18 protein-coding genes and 1 tRNA gene are annotated in these 17,543 nt (G+C 45.7%); 3 read left to right on the top strand and 16 right to left on the bottom strand.

All coding sequences use genetic code 11. The features are described 5' to 3' along the window. The first annotated feature begins 147 nt into the window (after window positions 1-147). Entirely contained in the window at window positions 148-1,485 is a 1,338-nt protein-coding gene (locus TW77_RS07690) for a KamA family radical SAM protein (protein WP_046004387.1), read from the top strand. A 67-nt stretch (window positions 1,486-1,552) separates the two neighbouring features. Here TW77_RS07690 and TW77_RS07685 read toward each other — a convergent pair whose 3' ends face one another. Next, window positions 1,553-1,987 (bottom strand): AAA family ATPase, encoded by a 435-nt coding sequence (locus tag TW77_RS07685; RefSeq protein WP_046004386.1) that lies wholly within the window; start codon window positions 1,985-1,987, stop codon window positions 1,553-1,555. Window positions 1,988-2,348: 361 nt separating this feature from the next. Between TW77_RS07685 and asnS the strand changes: the two genes are divergently transcribed. Beyond that, window positions 2,349-3,746 carry an asparagine--tRNA ligase gene (gene asnS / locus TW77_RS07680; RefSeq protein ID WP_046004385.1) on the top strand — a complete coding sequence of 466 codons (1,398 nt, stop codon included), beginning with the start codon at window positions 2,349-2,351 and terminating at the stop codon, window positions 3,744-3,746. Window positions 3,747-3,804: 58 nt separating this feature from the next. Here asnS and TW77_RS07675 read toward each other — a convergent pair whose 3' ends face one another. The 4 genes from TW77_RS07675 to TW77_RS07660 all read right to left on the bottom strand — a co-directional run bounded on the left by TW77_RS07675 (window position 3,805) and on the right by TW77_RS07660 (window position 7,369). Then, window positions 3,805-5,022 (bottom strand): glycoside hydrolase family 18 protein, encoded by a 1,218-nt coding sequence (locus tag TW77_RS07675; protein ID WP_046004384.1) that lies wholly within the window; start codon window positions 5,020-5,022, stop codon window positions 3,805-3,807. 143 nt (window positions 5,023-5,165) lie between these two features. After that, window positions 5,166-5,747, bottom strand: coding sequence for a cytochrome P460 family protein (locus tag TW77_RS07670; protein ID WP_046004383.1), 582 nt, complete (start codon window positions 5,745-5,747; stop codon window positions 5,166-5,168). A gap of 10 nt (window positions 5,748-5,757) precedes the next feature. Then, a complete protein-coding gene (locus TW77_RS07665; RefSeq protein WP_046004382.1) occupies window positions 5,758-6,366 on the bottom strand; it encodes a hypothetical protein in 609 nt (202 codons plus the stop codon). A 10-nt stretch (window positions 6,367-6,376) separates the two neighbouring features. Beyond that, window positions 6,377-7,369: a cytochrome-c peroxidase gene (locus tag TW77_RS07660; protein WP_046004381.1), complete on the bottom strand. Its 993-nt coding sequence runs from the start codon at window positions 7,367-7,369 to the stop codon at window positions 6,377-6,379. Between the two features lie 169 nt (window positions 7,370-7,538). Between TW77_RS07660 and TW77_RS07655 the strand changes: the two genes are divergently transcribed. Further along, window positions 7,539-9,959 (top strand): methyl-accepting chemotaxis protein, encoded by a 2,421-nt coding sequence (locus TW77_RS07655; RefSeq protein ID WP_046004380.1) that lies wholly within the window; start codon window positions 7,539-7,541, stop codon window positions 9,957-9,959. Between the two features lie 64 nt (window positions 9,960-10,023). Here the strand turns inward: TW77_RS07655 and TW77_RS07650 are convergent, their stop codons facing one another. From TW77_RS07650 to rpsA, 11 genes are all read right to left on the bottom strand, one after another. Continuing rightward, window positions 10,024-10,641, bottom strand: a complete 618-nt coding sequence (locus tag TW77_RS07650; RefSeq protein ID WP_046004379.1) for an FKBP-type peptidyl-prolyl cis-trans isomerase — start codon at window positions 10,639-10,641, stop codon at window positions 10,024-10,026. 157 nt (window positions 10,642-10,798) lie between these two features. Continuing rightward, entirely contained in the window at window positions 10,799-11,167 is a 369-nt protein-coding gene (locus TW77_RS07645; RefSeq protein ID WP_046004378.1) for a hypothetical protein, read from the bottom strand. A 51-nt stretch (window positions 11,168-11,218) separates the two neighbouring features. Further along, a tRNA-Ser gene (locus tag TW77_RS07640) sits at window positions 11,219-11,309 on the bottom strand. A 123-nt stretch (window positions 11,310-11,432) separates the two neighbouring features. After that, the gene (locus TW77_RS07635; RefSeq protein WP_046004377.1) at window positions 11,433-11,804 is read right to left on the bottom strand and encodes a hypothetical protein; all 372 of its coding nucleotides are present in this window, start codon (window positions 11,802-11,804) and stop codon (window positions 11,433-11,435) included. Window positions 11,805-12,004: 200 nt separating this feature from the next. Then, window positions 12,005-12,442: a nucleoside deaminase gene (locus TW77_RS07630; protein WP_046004376.1), complete on the bottom strand. Its 438-nt coding sequence runs from the start codon at window positions 12,440-12,442 to the stop codon at window positions 12,005-12,007. A gap of 138 nt (window positions 12,443-12,580) precedes the next feature. After that, window positions 12,581-12,994 carry a hypothetical protein gene (locus tag TW77_RS07625; protein ID WP_046004375.1) on the bottom strand — a complete coding sequence of 138 codons (414 nt, stop codon included), beginning with the start codon at window positions 12,992-12,994 and terminating at the stop codon, window positions 12,581-12,583. A 345-nt stretch (window positions 12,995-13,339) separates the two neighbouring features. Further along, window positions 13,340-14,050, bottom strand: a complete 711-nt coding sequence (gene pyrF / locus TW77_RS07620) for an orotidine-5'-phosphate decarboxylase (protein WP_046004374.1) — start codon at window positions 14,048-14,050, stop codon at window positions 13,340-13,342. Window positions 14,051-14,085: 35 nt separating this feature from the next. Next, entirely contained in the window at window positions 14,086-15,249 is a 1,164-nt protein-coding gene (gene lapB / locus TW77_RS07615; protein WP_046004373.1) for a lipopolysaccharide assembly protein LapB, read from the bottom strand. After that, on the bottom strand, window positions 15,242-15,454 hold the full coding sequence (locus TW77_RS26035) for a lipopolysaccharide assembly protein LapA domain-containing protein (protein ID WP_428838742.1): 213 nt from the start codon (window positions 15,452-15,454) through the stop codon (window positions 15,242-15,244). The genes lapB and TW77_RS26035 overlap by 8 nt, the downstream gene beginning before the upstream one ends. 69 nt (window positions 15,455-15,523) lie before the next feature. Next, entirely contained in the window at window positions 15,524-15,814 is a 291-nt protein-coding gene (ihfB, locus tag TW77_RS07605; RefSeq protein WP_046004371.1) for an integration host factor subunit beta, read from the bottom strand. 58 nt (window positions 15,815-15,872) lie between these two features. Continuing rightward, window positions 15,873-17,540: a 30S ribosomal protein S1 gene (rpsA, locus tag TW77_RS07600; RefSeq protein WP_010384522.1), complete on the bottom strand. Its 1,668-nt coding sequence runs from the start codon at window positions 17,538-17,540 to the stop codon at window positions 15,873-15,875. Between the last annotated feature and the right edge of the window lie 3 nt (window positions 17,541-17,543).

The raw sequence follows: 17,543 nt of genomic DNA, 5'->3' as shown, positions 1-17,543 counted from the left end.
ATAATAAAAGCAAAATTGGCACTTTTTTTGCCAATTTTGCAATTATTTAAGATATTTCATCGTTTGTACCTGAAATCATTTCACGGCTTTGTTAGACTAGGCGACTTTGATTGTAAATTTCGAAATAGAGTTGAGAATCGAGTAACTATGCAACAAACCGTCAAATTGCAGCCAGCTGAAGCTTATCAGCCACCGCGCTTTACTGTTTATCAACACCGTCAGATTGACAAAATTGAGCAACTTGAAAAACTGCCTGAGCACCTGCGCTTCCAGATGAAGGTGGTTGCAAACGTTTTCCCTTTCCGCGTGAACAACTATGTTATTGATGAACTGATTGACTGGGACAAGGTACCTAACGACCCCGTTTTTCAGCTTACTTTCCCTCAGCGTGGCATGCTGGACGACGAGTCTTACGAAGAAATGGCCGCGCTGCTTAAGCGTGAACACACGCCAGAAGAACTTTTTGAGCTATCAACCAAGTTAAGACAAAAGCTTAATCCGCATCCAGCCGGTCAGATGGACAAAAACGTCCCCACCTTTGACGGTGAGCGCGTTGAAGGCATTCAGCACAAATACAAAGAAACCGTGCTGTTTTTCCCGGCACAGGGCCAGTACTGCCACTCTTACTGTACTTTCTGTTTCCGCTGGGCACAGTTCGTTGGCAAAGCAACCCGCTTTAACAACAACGACGAAGATCTGCTACACAGCTATCTGGAAGAGCACACAGAAGTGACCGATCTGCTTATGACAGGCGGTGACCCTATGGTTATGCGTACTGTTAAGCTACGTAAATACCTGGAAGCGCTGAAAGAGCCGCGCTTTGATCATATTCGTACGATCCGTATCGGTACTAAGTCTCTGACTTTCTGGCCATTCCGTTATGTGACCGATCCGGACGCACAAGACTTGTTAGCCCTGCTTAAAGAGCTGGTTGACGCTGGTAAGCACGTGTCTATTATGGCGCACGTTAATCACAAGCAAGAGCTACGCACTGACATTGCCAAAGAAGCGATTAAATTGCTGCGCAAGACTGGTGTACAGATCCGTACTCAGGCGCCTTTGCTTAACCACCTCAACACAGACCCTAAAATGTGGTCTGAGATGTGGAAAGAGCAAACACAAATGGGCATGATCCCCTACTACATGTTCATAGAGCGTGATACCGGTGCTAAACGTTACTTTGAATTGCCGCTTTACAAGACCTGGGAAATCTTCCGCGATGCCTATAAAGAGGTATCGGGTGTGAGCCGTACGGTGCGTGGACCTTCCATGAGTGCCGGGCCGGGTAAGGTTGAAGTCTCGGGTGTGACAGAAATCAACGGCGAAAAAGTGTTTGTATTACGCTTTATTCAGGCCCGTAACCCGGACTGGGTGCAAAGGCCTTTCTTTGCAAAATACGATGAAGAAGCGACCTGGCTGGATGGCCTTAAGCCGGCATTTGGTGAGGAAAAATTCTTCTGGCAGGACGAATACGAAGCCATGTAAGGGTTCAAGTTACAAGAAAGCCGACAACATTGTCGGCTTTTTCTTTTCAGATAATAGCTTATTGCAACTACCACTCAAACATATAGGCCATTTTACTAATAGTTCTCAGTGCCACACCATGCGTGTTACGTTTAGCATATAAGTGCTGCATTGACTTATCTTTCACTTCGCCGACTATCACTTCTTTGACCTGATACCCCATCGCCTGTGCTGCACTGGTGTAAGCAACAAACTCCCAGCGTTTGATATTGGTGTTATCAGCTATCACCAGCGGGATCCCCTCAGCCAGCGCATTGATAAAGCGTGCCAGGTTCAGATTATGGTATTCCGGCAGTCTGAACTTTTCAAAATGATATTCGCCCTGCTCATTATGAAAGTAATCATCGGTAGAGCAAATGATGAATTGCGTTTCATCGCCTGCGACCAGCTCGTCTGCCAGTGCGTAAGCGTAATGTGTTTTCCCAGAGCCAGGTAATCCCCGTAATATAAATGCCTGTTTCATCTATTGAACGACTTATATCCAGTTTTTCTTAGTAGTAGGCAGATATAATGCCATAAATTTTGCATTTAAGTAATTCATCAGGCAAATGGCCGCGCTTTTTTAGTGTCAGCCCCTCAACCTGGCCACACTTTTCCACAAAAAAATGTCATATTGCGCAAATATCAGCCAATAGTTTTGCACTGACTGCGGCCAAGTGCAAAAAAGCCCAAAGAAATTACCCTGCACCCGCATTTGATGGTTTTTTTATGCGTCTATCGCAGGTAAGATACGACATAGCTGACTGCGCAAAAAGCGTGGTCATGGCAGTGAGTTAAACAACACACGCAACAGACTAATTATAAATAATCATTTTGGAGTAAAGATGAGCCACACAGCGATAACGGAGCTACTAGCAGGCACCGTTGCGGTAGACAGCCAGGTTACTGTAAAAGGCTGGATCCGTACACGACGCGATTCAAAAGCGGGTATTTCATTCCTAGCCGTCCATGACGGTTCTTGTTTCGATCCTATTCAAGCCGTAGTCCCTAATTCGCTTAATAATTATGAAGAAGTGACTCGTCTTACCGCTGGCTGCTCTGTGGCCGTGACCGGTGTTCTGGTGGCCTCTGAAGGTCAGGGCCAGGCTTTTGAAATTCAGGCTAACAAAGTAGAAGTACTGGGCTGGGTTGAGAATCCGGATACTTATCCGATGGCAGCAAAGCGTCACAGCATCGAATATCTGCGTGAGCATGCACACCTGCGTCCACGCACCAACGTTATTGGCGCGGTTACTCGCGTTCGTAACTGTTTGTCGCAAGCAATCCACCGTTTCTTCCACGAAAGAGGCTACATGTGGATCAGCACCCCTATCATCACAGCAAGTGACTGTGAAGGTGCGGGCGAAATGTTCCGTGTTTCTACACTGGATATGCAAAACCTGCCGCGCACAGACAAGGGCGACATTGATTACAGCGAAGACTTTTTTGGCAAAGAAGCTTTCCTGACCGTATCTGGTCAGCTGAACGGCGAAACGTATGCCAGCGCCATGTCAAAAATCTATACGTTTGGCCCAACATTCCGCGCAGAAAACTCGAATACCTCGCGTCACCTGGCGGAATTCTGGATGGTTGAGCCGGAAGTAGCGTTTGCCGATCTGGACGACATTGCGGCCCTTGCTGAAGACATGCTGAAATATGCCTTTAAAGCGGTATTGGAAGAGCGCCGTGACGACATGGAGTTCTTCGCACAACGCATCGAAAAACAGGCAATCACGCGTCTGGAGTCCTTTATCGACAAAGACTTCGCACAGGTTGATTACACCGATGCCGTCGAGATCCTGAAAAACTGTGGTAAGAAGTTTGAATTCCCGGTTGACTGGGGCGTAGATCTGCAATCCGAGCACGAGCGTTACCTGGCAGAAGAGCACTTTAATGCGCCGGTTGTTATCAAAAACTACCCGCGTGACATCAAAGCTTTCTACATGCGCCAGAACGAAGACGGCAAAACCGTTGCCGCAATGGACGTTGTTGCACCGGGCATCGGTGAGATCATCGGTGGCTCTCAGCGTGAAGAGCGTCTGGATGTGCTTGATAAGCGACTGGAAGAAATGGGTCTGGATAAAGAAGACTACAGCTGGTACCGCGACCTGCGTAAATACGGCACCGTACCGCACTCAGGCTTCGGTCTGGGCTTTGAGCGCCTGGTTGCATATGTAACCGGTATGGGCAACGTCCGTGACGTTATCGCCTTCCCGCGCACCAAAGGTAGTGCAACTTACTAATCTAATTTAGTTTTGAAAAGCCCCGTTTTGGGGCTTTTTTTATGCCTGTTGGACTTATTTATTGCGCTGCAACATAATTCTGGCACGCACCCAATTCGCTGTATCTGTGCGCATGTCCTTCGGTCATAGGCGCAACCCCATGCAAAGGCCCTCCATTAACGTGCCAGTTTTTTCCAGCAAAGCTCACGACGTCCCCTGTGTGATACACACTCGGATAAGCTTGCCAGGACTCGGCACAAGGCTGACATTTAGGTAAGACTTCACCAATGGCATCCAGCAACTTATTCTCACCGCGCGCGTCCTGATGCAGCTCCCAGATAAAAATGCCCGGATAACCATTGTCGGCAACAAACTGTGACTTGGTACGCACCAGCTCCGGTGTCTCCCAAAAATGCAGGTAGTTATCCAGCTCATAAAAGCCCGCGTTGTAATCTACGCCGAGCCCGTCAACAAAGGTTTCTACAATGTCTCGCGCCGTATAAGTCATCACAGGGCCACTCACCCCATCCGGGAAGGACTTATTGTAAAAAGGAATACCTAAGCTGGTTTTGCGCACGTCATACTTAGTGATCATGCTCTGGCTCCATTGGGCAGGATTAACCAAGCCATCGTGGATATAAGACCAGGCAGCATGGTGGTTTTTCGGTGAGCCACCCCAGCCGCCGGTATAGTCATAGGCCATGAAACGTATGTAATCGGCATGCTCATCTAAGTCCGGGTGGAAGTTAATCCCGGACCAGCCACCTGCCTGAACATCAACACTCACCTCCAGGTGCGCAGGTAAAGCTGCTCTCAAATCTTTTACCAGGTCCAGCAGATAACCACTTTCCACTGGGTTTGGCTGGTTGTATGTGCTCCAGTCTTCCCAGTCGACATCAATACCGTCTAACTTGTGTAACTCGGCATAAGCAACCAGGTTTTTTACCAGATTGGTCCGTGCCTGCTCATCCATAGACAGAAAATCGACGCCGGCACCGCCCACTGAGATCATGACGCCTGTGTTGTTAGCATGAGCATGTGCCACAATGTCATCGATATAGCGATCAGCTTCAAGTGTATTCAGCGTGCCATCGGCATTGGGATAGGCAAATGCCACTATAATATGGGTGAGTTTATCGGTAGCCAGGTCCTGAACATCCAGTTGACCACCCGCCGGGTGATCCCAGGTAGAATAAAAGCCTTCAACTCGTGGACAATAGGCATCTTGTGCCCATGCCGACTGCATTGACAGGCCGGATATAGCCACAGCTAAAGTAAGACAGGTTTTCTTAAACATAACGCGCTCCATGTTGTATAAATATTAAACACAACAAATATCACGTTAACAAAAAATTTAAAATTGAAGATTTATAATAGTGTCGCATAGCGCCTGCTATGCTCACTCTTTTCTATACCCCTGAAAATAAAAGATTCGAATCCTTATTTACTTTTTGAATAGAAATTGGCAAAGATATAATCCCGCTCTTTGATGCTTTCGTGACAGCTGGCACAGACTTTTTGGATTGCACTGTCTGAGCCCTTGCCAGCCAGTAGCACTTTCCCTTGATTATCAAACTGCACGTATTCCCAATCTCCATGTGTGGGTGAATAACCAGGCTGGCGCTTAATCATCATAGTAATGGTCAGGGCCTCGTGAGGAGAACCTGACTGCGCGGAAAAGTTTTCCTTCAACACAATCGTGCCTTCAGAGTATGACTTAAAATTAGGCACAGGCTCTTCTTCGTCTTCATCCTCATCATAATCCTGATAGAGTCGCAGGTACTCCAGATAGTTGCTTTCGTATACTCGCGCGTCCTTATTAAGAAATACAACGATAAATTGTTGCCAATGTAACCCAGAGTGTTCAAACCCTGTTACACGTTTCCATTGTGTGCGATACCCTTTCAGCTCTGCCCGATACTGCTCTGGGATTTTAAATGGATATACGCCAAATGGATCTGCTGTAACTTGACTCGAAATAGCGATCAGACTTCCCGCCATCGATAGCAATACCCGTTTCATACACTGCGCCTTATTTTAGAGTCAAAGATAGATTTGCTCTTAGCTTTCCTTTATACAATACCTCTACTGACTTTACCTCTCCGGGTGACAGCGTTACTTCAACGGGATCATACTTAGGGATTTGTAGGACAAATGTGGTGGCAGACCCTGCATCTAATTCGATTGAATAAGATTTTTGTTTTTTCGTAAAAGGCAAAACCTGATAGGCATCTGAATTTACATTGGCAATATAGCTGCGCATTTTAGGGTGAATTTTGCACCCAATGCGGGTCAGCGTATTTTCGGACCAATTAGCCGCTATTTTCGTTGTCTGCCCCTGATTCATCAAACCCACATCAAACTTAACGCCTGAGTTCGGGTCATTAGCAAAAATATTATGCTGAAATTCGTCTGAATTCTTGAACGTAATTTCTCCATTCTGACCAACAATAACCACTTTTTTATCGAAGACCTTATTCGCCTGATCTAGTTCTGCGGCTTTAGGCCCTTGACCTCCTTTTGCATAAAGAATACCTACAAAGGGTGGCTTTTTCACAAAGGATAACTCCCCCGTTAGTGTTGCGGCTTGTACATCGAAAACCATGCAAAGGCCGAACGTGAGTAGCGTGCGTTTAATCATGGTATTACCTCTATTTTGGAATGCTTGGCCGTTGGACAACAACGGGGTCAGTCAGGGCTGCCATAAAGGCAACCAAATCAGCCTTTTCCTGAATTGATAAATTAAGCGGGACAATCAGCGGGCTTACATTTTTAACACCGGCAGCACCCTGGTTATAGTGTTCTACCACCTCTTCAAGTGTGCCAAGTGAACCATCATGCATATAAGGTGCACTCATAATGATGTTTCTCAATCCAGGTGTTTTGAAAGCCCCTTTAAACTGTACACTTTTATCAAACTCGAATCGGCCATCATCCTGATTATCAATGCCAATATTGTGAAAACTGTCATCTGTAAAGTTTGCACCATCATGGCATTTTGTGCACCTCCCTTTGCCAACAAACACGTTTAAGCCGCGTATTGCTGACGGAGACATGGCTGATTTATTGCCCGCAAGATACTGGTCAAATGCAGAGTTATCGCTGACAATTGTTCTTTCAAAAGCCGCGATGGCCTTGCCTACATTTTCGAATGAAATTTCGCCGTATATATGAGTAAATTCATCTCTATAGAATTTGACTTCTTCTAACCGTTTAACCACATCCTTGGGTGTCATCTGCATTTCTAATTCAGAGACTAGCGGCCCCAAAGCTTGTTCTTCCAGTGAGCCAGCTCGGCCATCCCAGAAAAAAGAAACTGACCAGGCCAGATTATAAAGATGCGGTGCATTTCGGCCTAAGATTGCCCCGCCACTACCGATGCCATTGGCAAGCCCGTCACTAAATCCAAGCTCCGGATTATGGCAAGTGGCACATGACTGATTTTGGTGTCTTGAAAGGCGTGTGTCAAAAAACAAGATTTTGCCAAGCTCTAGTTCTCTTTCACTTGGCTCCTCATCATCAGGGTATTCAATATCGTCTATATCCGGCGTACCCAAACTCCCCAAGTCGCTCGTGCTGTTAGCCAATATCTGCATACTCAAAGCATACAGTGCAAATACAGCCAACAGTCGCACTATCTTCATTTTACCCCCTTCAATGACAAAAACCGGATTGTTTTTTGACCTACTGCAAGGATTGACTATATTTTTCGATAATGCAAAAAATAAATTACGTCGACATACAACTTGTTAAATAAATACTGCCTTACCAGCTTAGGCGGTTCTTCCGTGCTAGTTTATTAAGTGAGAACAGATGGATATATCACGTATCGCTCCAAGTATCGCCATACAAATGTTAATCGCTTTTGGTATCATTACTTCTCTTGGTATCTTCAGTAATTTTTTTGTCTACCTAAATACAGGTTCTATTGGGCAAAGCTTCACCCAATACTCATCCGTTTCCTTACCGCTGGTGAAAGCAAACTCAGACTTAAGAATGGCCATACTCGAGACCCAAATATCTTTAAAAGAACAAATCATTACAGGGAACAACCCGCAAGAAAGGCTCAACTCTATTTCAGCCAGACTTGCAGCTTGGGATGACATCAACAGACACTTTACCCAGCTGCAGCAGCTAGCTCAGAAAACAGGCTTTGATAATCACACTTTGAATACCATTGAACAACACTTAGACCAACTGAAGTCCGAACAACAAGTGGTGTCTGACATCAGTAATACAGTCGATAACGAACCTGCCGTGAAAATACTTGTAACCCAGGCTATTCCGTTAGCCGAGTCTATGGTCAGACTTTTGTCAGAACTCATAGATGCGGAACTCGAACAGGACTCGGATGAAGAGCGTATAGAGTTGTTCAAGTTGCTGGTAGATTCAAAGATAAGTTTTGCCACAGCAATTTCTGAACTACGCGCATACTTGTTGACGAGAGAGCAAAAGAACATCGACGGCTTTGATCAAGCCTGGTTTGCTAATAGTGACGCCTTTGTTGCTATCTTGGATGATTACGAGGAACTGTTCAGCGATGAGCAAATGACACTATGGGCGTCCTATAGTGAAGAGCGGGAGAAAATAGCGCCACTAACGATTTTAGCCTTTGAAAAACAAGCAAGTCCGGATGCGAATTTCGCCACCAAACACCTGCGAGAGGTTATTTCACCCTTGACCAAACAAATCTTTAGTCTGCTCAGTGAGTTAAATGTGCATGTTGGCCAAGTTTCTGCTGATGGGATTTCAATGGTGGAAAATTCACTTAGCGATATGTTTATCGTGATTATTGTAGCCTCTCTGATCACGGTGACTATAGCTAGCTCAATCAGCCTGCTTTTCAGCAACAAACTCAAGCAACGTGTTCAACTTTTACTCAATCGGGCAAAGAATATTTCCGTTGGCAATTTTCAAACTGAAGAAAGCTACTTCTCGATAGGTCACAGGGACGAACTGAACCAACTGTCTGAAAGTTTCAATCACATGACCCTGTCTCTTTCCGCAACTATCTCTACGGTAAGAAGACAGTCGCGGCAAGTTGGACATTCAGCACATCAGGTGGCAGCCATTGCCACTGAGATCAGTTCCGTCGCTAAAAGTGAAAATGACAGTTACAGCGAAGTCATGCTGGTTATTGATTGCTTTATGGATTTGCTGCATGAATCCAGTAATGCAATTGACCAAAGTAAGGGCGTTCTCAATCAGGCCAGACTAGAAGCCGATTCAGGTATCGCAGCCGTTAACAGTAATCTGGAGGAAATGAACAGAACCGTTGAAGTTGTCGAAGCCGCCTCCAAAGAAGTCCAGGAGTTGCAAGCGGCAAGTGAACAAATCGAGACCGTAACAGATGCAATATCTACAGTCGCAGATCAGACAGCTTTGATAGCACTGAATGCCGCTATTGAAGCAGCCAGAGCAGGAGAACAAGGCAGAGGCTTCGCTGTGGTTGCAGACGAAGTCAGAAGCCTGGCTAAGCGCACCGCGGCGTCAACCGATGAGATCAGACTGGTTATTACACAGTTAATTTCGAAGGTTTCTGATGTCATCAGTTTAATGAGCAATATCATTGACCAAGTTAATATTAGTAAGGTGCGTTCTGACGAAAGTGGTCAGGCACTCAAAGCCATGACTCAAACCATTGACCGGATAGTATCTGCCAACGAGCAGATCGCCGAGCGTTCAAATCACCAAAGTGAACAGATGGTAGAAATGCAGCTCAAGCTCCAGCACTTATTTGCGTCTCTTCAACAAAACGCAGAAAAAGCCCAGATGGTCTCCATGATTGGAGGCGATTTATATCAGACCTCAGAGCTTGTGAACAATCTGATGGACGGCTTTTTCTTCGATGAAGACAAAGACACGTACATTCAACAACAGCATGAACAAAGGCGCTCTGACCGAGTAGAAGCAAAAATAAAGATGAACATAGATACCGGTGATCAGATCTATTCTACCATCACAAGAGAACTCAGTTGTGTCGGCTGTGGCGTGATTTTAAGTCAGCAATTGAATCAGGAGCTGGATATTAACAGCACAGTTACTCTGACTTTATTCAGGCCCAAGAAAAATTACTCTGAGTACATGGAACAGACCCCACTTGAGCTGGCCGCCAGAGTTATTCGTAGAGAAGATCGTACAGACGAGCATGCCTACTATGGGTTGGAATTTACCATTAGCAACACAGAACAAGAGCGAGTACTGAACCAGTTATATGCATTTTTTGATGAATAGTTTGCAAGCTTGAGGTGACAAGAAATGGTAAGGCCGCTTACGCTAAACGGCCTCTGGTGTTAGATTATAGTACTTCTAACAGCTCAACATCGAAGATCAATGTTGAGAAAGGTGCGATTGATGCACCGGCACCACGCTCACCGTAGGCAAGGTCATGCGGTACATACAGACGCCATTTAGAGCCAGCAGGCATAAGCTGTAGTGCTTCAGTCCAGCCTTTGATAACGCCGTTTACTGGGAATTCAGCAGGCTGACCACGCTCGTAAGAGCTGTCGAATACGTTACCGTTGATCAGAGTACCGTGGTAATGAACACGAACAGTTGAATCAGCTGCTGGCTTGTCGCCTTCACCTGTTTCGATTACTTCGTACTGCAGACCAGACTCAGTTACTGTGATTTCAGCGCGCTTGGCATTTTCTTCCAGGAATGCAGTGCCTTCAGCAGCCAATACTTTAGCTTCTTCTTCACGACGCTGTTGAATTTCTGCATTGATTTTTTCGAATGCAGCCTGGATCTCAGGGATCTCGACACGGAATGCTTCACCGGCGTAGGCATCTTTCATACCTTCAAATACCGAGTTCAGGTTCAAACCTTCAAACGGGTTAGACTTAAGCTGCTCACCCATTTGCAAACCAATACCATAACTTGCCTTTTCAGCATCTGTGTTGAATAAATCTGACATATTAGATCCACTTATTTATCAGTTTAAAAGAAGCGGCAGTGTATCACAGCACACAGATGACTAACAGGGAGGCGGGTAACTTTATAGAAACCGCTGGATTGAGGTAATGTGCAGGCAGCCTGACTGCCTGCCTGCGAATCTTGTGAGTGGCTTGCGCCTATTGCGTTTTGCTGTAACTTTTCTGTTTGAACTCTCTGACGATGAAAGTGGCAAATGGCAAACTGAGCGTCAAACCTATGATTAACTCGTTACTGTACCCCGCCAGGCGCTCAGTAAAATAACAGCCGAAGCCAACGACGCCAAACGTAGCAATGACCACACTGGCAATCATAGGAAACAGCTTTTCATACTTAGTGATGATGTGTCCGACAAGCAAGTTGAATATGAAAGTGTATAGCAAGGTGATACCGATACTGGGGTACGCCTGCCCGTCAATTGCCAATACTAAAGCAGCCTGCAGACCACTCAAATAAAAGAAACTAAAAATCACCCATAACGAACTATGAATAACAACTTGCTTAGTCATCACTGCCTCCGAACGAAAAAAACCGCCGTATAGGCGGTTTTGGGAATGAGGTGGCGGAGAGATAGGGATTTGAACCCTAGATACGCTATTAACGTATGCCGGTTTTCAAGACCGGTGCTTTCAACCACTCAGCCATCTCTCCGTTGTTGGCGCGCATTTTATGGTGACGAGGAACGAAAGTAAAGCCCTAATTCAGTTTTTTGCAAAACTCTTTGCCTGAATGGGCAAACTTTAAACGATCCTGTGCTCACATAATAACGCAGCGCTAGTAATACTGTTTAGGTCTTCTTGCAACCCAGGCACCGATAATGCTCAACACAATACACATAACAACCACCAACGCCATATCAATGATCCCCTGCTTGGGGTCCATCGCTGGGTACAGTTGTTCTAACAATACTGGGATAACGGACATGACGGCAACGCAACTGAGTACCTTAAACGCCCGGCTGAAATCAAACCGTCGACTGTAATTCATCCAGCTGGTTAACACGAGTAAGAAACACACTGGTGATACGAGTGCCAACCAAGCCTCACTGATATGCGGCAGTATAACGCCCGTTGAAATACACCCTAATACACCCCAGACAATCCAGGTCCACCAATTCTCCCGCTCTTTTAAAAATAGATTGCCCATGACTATTCTTCTTATAATTGTGCTCTGAGACTGCTAAGCTTTAGCCTAACAAACAATCAGGTCACAAAACAACCGTAGAACGAATAATTCCAGGACCAAGTTCCTATTTTAATTACTGAGCACTAAGTTATAGCCGTCGACACTCAGCTCAACAATAATGGCAACCCCTTGAGGGCAAAACAATAGAGGTATGTACAAGCCTACTCGCCAATGTCCTCATTCCACAGATCAGGGCGAGATTTAATAAACTCATCCATCATGGAGATACACTCTGCGTCCTGACGCACTTCCAGATTGACGCCGTGCTCGCGAAGTAATGCCTCGCTGCCCATAAAGTTCTTGTTTTCGCCGATTACCACATTGGGAATGCCGTATAACATAATGGTTCCGGAACACATAGGACAAGGAGACAGCGTGGTATATAAAGTACACTCTTTGTATACTGAAGCACTCAGGCGCCCGGCATTTTCCAGTGCATCCATTTCGCCATGTAAAACCGTACTGCCCTTTTGCACTCTCTGGTTATGACCCCGGCCGATTATTTCTCCTTTGTGGACCAGTACAGATCCAATCGGGATCCCGCCTTCATCGAGCCCTTTTTTCGCTTCGTCAATCGCCGCGGCTAAAAACTTATCCATGGTTGCACTCCTGATATTGATTACTGCATATTGAAGACCCTGTATCCTCAATTGCGTTCAAACTAGCACGCAATTGAGGACAAAATAAGAATAATCTAATTAGGACGAATATGCTTCTAACGCCAGTAAATAAATGGCTCAGCGCTGCGCCTGATATCTGTACTGCTGGTTAAGTTGCTGGGCCTGTATATCGTCGATAAACCCTTGCTTGTTTAAAACGGCAATAATTGAACCGGGCTTTCGAGCGAGCTCCCCTGCTATCCTGTCAATCTCTGTATTGCCTTTATACAGCGCTATAACCTGTTCTATATCTGTGTCTGACCAGGGTAAACCGTAATTTTTCGGCAACCCTTTCTCGAGGTTTTCCTGCTGCTTTTGAGCCTGGGTTTTCTTTACTTTTTTCACTTTTGGCTGCCATTGTAACGACTGGAAAAGCGCCCTGATCACATCAGGGTGGTTATAGGGCGAGTGTTCGGGCAGGATTTCTCCGGTGATGGGGTCAATGCCATTAGCCAGGCCATGCACTATGCTGGCCACTTGTTGTTGGTCCATATCTGCTCCTTGATAGTGATACTGATGCCATAATATAAACTTCCTGTAACAATATTAGTGTAGCAGGCTAATAGATATTGGGTCGTTTTTTCTAAACTTAACTGAGCAACCAACTTAATGTGGGCACGGGTTGATAGCGAATTGCCTATTCAATGTGCGCTTTAAAGGCGATAAAATATGCTCAACGCGTCATGCTACCGCAGAGACATCTACATATAAATTGAACGGGTATAAAGTAAAATTGGTGTAATAGGAGGTGCGATAGTCGCTCTAGCCCATTGAGTTAGCGCAACAAGACCAGCTACCTGAAGTTAGCCGGTCTGAAAAGTGGTATTCGGTTTGGGTTTAAAGACCCTTAATTGACTCGTTGATGGCGCCGAGGGCCTGAACCGGATCGGCCGCCTGGGTGATAGGTCTGCCCACTACAAGGTAATCGCTGCCCGACTTTATTGCCAGCTCAGGCGTCATGATACGTTTCTGATCTCCGGCATCACTTCCGGCAGGACGGATCCCCGGAGTAACCAAACAAAAGTCGTCACCTAATTCTGCTTTAAGGGACTGCGCTTCCTGAGCTGAGCACACGACACCATCCAGCCCGGATTCTTTTGCCAGCTTTGCTAAGTAAAGCACCTGTTCTTGCGGTGTTTTGTCTACGCCCAGCTTGCTGAGCTGCGCCTGATCCATACTGGTCAACACTGTAACCGCAATCAGCAACGGGGCTTTATCGCCGTAAGCTTCTAGTGCCTGCTTAGCTTTGCTCATCATCTCAGTGCCGCCACTGGCGTGCACGTTGACCATCCATACACCCAACTCAGCTGCTGCTGTGACAGCTTTTGCAACTGTGTTTGGAATGTCGTGAAACTTTAAATCTAGGAATACATCAAACCCTTTATCAATCAGTTTAGAGACAAACTGAGGGCCAAAGTAGGTGAACATTTCCTTTCCGACCTTGAGTCGACATTCATTCGGAGAAAGCTGGGATACAAACGCCAGCGCAGCAGCTTCATTGTCGTAATCCAGTGCGATCAGCACCTTTTTCATTTCAGTATTTGACATAGTTGACCTATTTCGCCTTGTAAAATGTCGATATTTTAATACCCGTCCACGCCCTGACTTGGCAAGATTGACTCCCAAGACTTACAGGAGGGACATAACCAATAGAGTTTGTGGCTGGTAAAGCCACAATTTCGACACTGGTAATCTGGCTTAGTTGCAACATAAGCAGATACCAGATTGTCTACTTCATTTAATACGGACTGAAACTTATCCTGCTTAGTGGCCAGTAGCTTGAGCAGAAAACTGAACCCCCGAATAGAAGGCTCGCGTTTCAGGCTGTCAGTAAGGTACTCTACCGCCTGTTGAGCATGCCCAGCTTCAACCAGCCCCTCGCAGTGTTTTATTTTTACCAGTACACCACTGGTTTTTAGCAAGTCATTGACCAGTGCATGAAACTCATGCTCAATACTAAGGCGCTGATAGCACACCTGCAGATCTTGCAGTACAAGCGGAATGGCGCAAGGAAACTGAGACACCAATTTACGCCAATAGTAAATGGCTTTCACGTTATCTTCTTTACCAAGCGCATCATGGCCTAATTCATAGAGGGGTCTGATCGTCGTTTTGGGCAGCTTAAGTGCACGCTCCAGGTAATCGGTGAAATGATCTGTACTTTGATTTTCTGAAGCCTGATACTCCAGTGCGGCTTCACAGTAAAAATTAGCAATGGCGGCGCAGTAGACTTGCTCGGTAAAGAGTTCTGCGTGGCTTTCGTACATGCTCACGCCTTTTTGCCAATCCCGGGTTTGCGAATACAGCTGAATAATAGGCATCAATGCCTCTTCATAGTCAGCCTTAACCAGCTCAACCAGATGTTCCTCGGCGCTGTCTAGTAAACCAGCCATAATGTAATCTTCTGCAAGCGCCAGTTTACAAGATTGAATCACCTGAATGTCCAGACTTGGCTGCTTTAGAAGTAGTTCGTGAATGCGGATGGCCCGGTCGAGCTCACCTCTTTTGCGGAATAAGGTGGCGAGTATGAGGTAGTGCTCAACGGAGTCAGCACTGACCTCTAATAATTTTATCAGGTGCTCAAGGCCCTGATCTTCTTCTCTATCTAAAAGAAACTTTAATCCTTTACTGTACTCCGAGGTAATTTTTCGGTTTTGTTCATGGGCTTGATTCTTGGCGCTGTTTTTTCCCATAACGTAGCCATAAGCAGCTGCGACGGGAAGCAATAGGAAAAGTAGTTCAATCATTTACGGCTGTGCGCTGTGTCGATTGATTAACTCTCTGTTGCTGGCGAATTTGCCTTTTTAACTGCGTTATTTTGCCAATGCCCAACAACAACCCTAATACCAAACCAAATACCACGCATAGGCTCATTAAGCTGGCCAACGGCACTTCTGAACTGGCAATGATATAGTCAACTTTTACCAACGCCGGGTTTTGTGTTCCCAGCACAAAAGCGATTACCACCAGTATCAAAAATAGTCCTTTTCTAACTACCTGGATCAAGCGTTACCTCTATAATCAGCTTTCTAGACTGGCGTTGACGCGATCGCGAAGCTCTTTACCAGGCTTAAAGTGAGGTACGTACTTTCCATCCAACTCAACTGTTTCACCAGTTTTAGGGTTACGGCCCGTACGGGGTGAACGGTAGTGGAGTGAAAAGCTGCCAAAGCCGCGGATTTCGATGCGATCCGAGCTTGAAAGTGACCCTGCCATTTGCTCTAAAATCTCTTTTACCGCATTTTCAACGTCTTTGACTGGAACGTGAATATGTTGCTCAGCAAGTTTTTCGATTAGTTCTGACTTTGTCATAGCGTTTCCTTTAGATAAAAAAGAAGGGCAAAAGTGCCCTTCTATTCAAGACTGAATATTAGTCTTTTTGAGCGTTTTTGAAAGCTGCAGCCATTGCATTTTCAAATGCTGGCTCTTCTTTCTTCAGCTTCTCAAGCGCTTCTTTCTCTTCAGCTTCGAAGATAGCTTTAACAGATAGGCTGATAGTACGGTTCTTACGATCAACACCTACAAATTTAGCTTCAATTTCGTCGCCTGCAGAAACAACGCTAGTTGCGTCTTCGATGCGCTCTTGTGCGATGTCAGCAACACGGATGTAGCCTTCAACGCCTTCGATAAGCTCAACAGTTGCGCCTTTCGCGTCAACGTCTGTCACTTTACCTTTAACAATAGCACCTTTTTTGTTTGCGTCTAGGTAGTTATTGAAAGGATCAGCTTCGATTTGCTTAACGCCTAGTGAGATACGCTCACGCTCTGGGTCAACCTGAAGAACGATTGCAGAGATCTCGTCGCCTTTCTTGTATTCACGTACAGCTTCTTCGCCAGGCGTGTTCCAAGAAATGTCAGACAGGTGTACAAGACCGTCGATACCACCGTCAAGACCGATGAAGATACCGAAATCAGTGATAGACTTGATCTTACCAGTAACTTGGTCGCCTTTGTTCTGTAGACGAGCAAATTCCTGCCAAGGGTTAGCTTTACACTGCTTAAGACCAAGAGAAATACGACGACGCTCTTCGTCGATTTCAAGAACCATAACTTCAACAGTGTCACCTAGTGAAACAACTTTTGAAGGGTGGATGTTCTTGTTAGTCCAGTCCATTTCAGATACGTGTACCAGACCTTCTACGCCTTCTTCGATTTCAACGAAACAACCGTAGTCAGTTAGGTTAGTAACACGACCAGTTAGCTTAGCGCCTTCTGGGTAACGACCAGCGATAGCTGCCCAAGGATCTTCGCCAAGTTGCTTAAGACCTAGAGAAACACGTGTCTTCTCTTTGTCGAACTTAAGTACTTTAACTGCGATCTCGTCACCAACATTTACGATTTCACTTGGGTGCTTAACGCGCTTCCAAGCCATGTCAGTGATGTGAAGTAGGCCGTCAACACCGCCCAGATCTACGAACGCACCGTAGTCTGTTAGGTTCTTAACGATACCTTTAACTTCTTGACCTTCAACAAGGTTAGCCAGCAGCTCTTCACGCTCTTGTGAGTTTTCAGACTCGATAACAGCACGACGAGAAACAACTACGTTGTTACGCTTCTGGTCAAGCTTGATTACTTTGAACTCAAGCTCTTTACCTTCAAGGTGTGTTGTGTCACGTACTGGACGAACGTCAACAAGTGAACCAGGTAGGAATGCACGGATTGAATCAACTTCAACTGTGAAACCACCTTTAACTTTACCGTTGATGATACCAACAACAGTCTCTTGTTCTTCACAAGCTTTCTCAAGGCGGATCCAAGCTTCGTGACGCTTCGCTTTCTCACGAGAAAGGATAGTTTCACCGAAACCATCTTCGATAGCGTCTAGTGCAACATCTACTTCGTCGCCAACAGCAACTTCTAGTTCACCAGCAGCATTTTTGAATTGCTCTGCAGGGATTGCACTTTCAGACTTAAGGCCAGCATCAACAAGAACGATGTTGTTCTCGATAGAGATAACTGTACCTTTAACGATAGAGCCTTGCTCTGCTTCAAAACCCTTTAGGCTTTCTTCAAATAACTGCGCAAAATTTTCTGACATACT

The sequence above is a fragment of the Pseudoalteromonas rubra genome (genome assembly GCF_000967655.1).
In the GTDB taxonomy this organism is placed as follows: Bacteria; Pseudomonadota; Gammaproteobacteria; order Enterobacterales; family Alteromonadaceae; genus Pseudoalteromonas; species Pseudoalteromonas rubra_A.
The sequence above is the reverse complement of the archived record's forward strand: the minus strand, read 5'-3'. Positions and strand labels throughout refer to the sequence as shown.

Bases quoted from the DNA above. Each gene is read 5' to 3' on its own strand.
- TW77_RS07690 (WP_046004387.1), top strand. From the start codon at position 148: ATGCAACAAACCGTCAAATTGCAGCCAGCTGAAGCTTATCAGCCACCG.
- TW77_RS07685 (WP_046004386.1), bottom strand. From the start codon at position 1,987: ATGAAACAGGCATTTATATTACGGGGATTACCTGGCTCTGGGAAAACA.
- asnS (WP_046004385.1), top strand. From the start codon at position 2,349: ATGAGCCACACAGCGATAACGGAGCTACTAGCAGGCACCGTTGCGGTA.
- TW77_RS07675 (WP_046004384.1), bottom strand. From the start codon at position 5,022: ATGTTTAAGAAAACCTGTCTTACTTTAGCTGTGGCTATATCCGGCCTG.
- TW77_RS07670 (WP_046004383.1), bottom strand. From the start codon at position 5,747: ATGAAACGGGTATTGCTATCGATGGCGGGAAGTCTGATCGCTATTTCG.
- TW77_RS07665 (WP_046004382.1), bottom strand. From the start codon at position 6,366: ATGATTAAACGCACGCTACTCACGTTCGGCCTTTGCATGGTTTTCGAT.
- TW77_RS07660 (WP_046004381.1), bottom strand. From the start codon at position 7,369: ATGAAGATAGTGCGACTGTTGGCTGTATTTGCACTGTATGCTTTGAGT.
- TW77_RS07655 (WP_046004380.1), top strand. From the start codon at position 7,539: ATGGATATATCACGTATCGCTCCAAGTATCGCCATACAAATGTTAATC.
- TW77_RS07650 (WP_046004379.1), bottom strand. From the start codon at position 10,641: ATGTCAGATTTATTCAACACAGATGCTGAAAAGGCAAGTTATGGTATT.
- TW77_RS07645 (WP_046004378.1), bottom strand. From the start codon at position 11,167: ATGACTAAGCAAGTTGTTATTCATAGTTCGTTATGGGTGATTTTTAGT.
- TW77_RS07635 (WP_046004377.1), bottom strand. From the start codon at position 11,804: ATGGGCAATCTATTTTTAAAAGAGCGGGAGAATTGGTGGACCTGGATT.
- TW77_RS07630 (WP_046004376.1), bottom strand. From the start codon at position 12,442: ATGGATAAGTTTTTAGCCGCGGCGATTGACGAAGCGAAAAAAGGGCTC.
- TW77_RS07625 (WP_046004375.1), bottom strand. From the start codon at position 12,994: ATGGACCAACAACAAGTGGCCAGCATAGTGCATGGCCTGGCTAATGGC.
- pyrF (WP_046004374.1), bottom strand. From the start codon at position 14,050: ATGTCAAATACTGAAATGAAAAAGGTGCTGATCGCACTGGATTACGAC.
- lapB (WP_046004373.1), bottom strand. From the start codon at position 15,249: ATGATTGAACTACTTTTCCTATTGCTTCCCGTCGCAGCTGCTTATGGC.
- ihfB (WP_046004371.1), bottom strand. From the start codon at position 15,814: ATGACAAAGTCAGAACTAATCGAAAAACTTGCTGAGCAACATATTCAC.
- rpsA (WP_010384522.1), bottom strand. From the start codon at position 17,540: ATGTCAGAAAATTTTGCGCAGTTATTTGAAGAAAGCCTAAAGGGTTTT.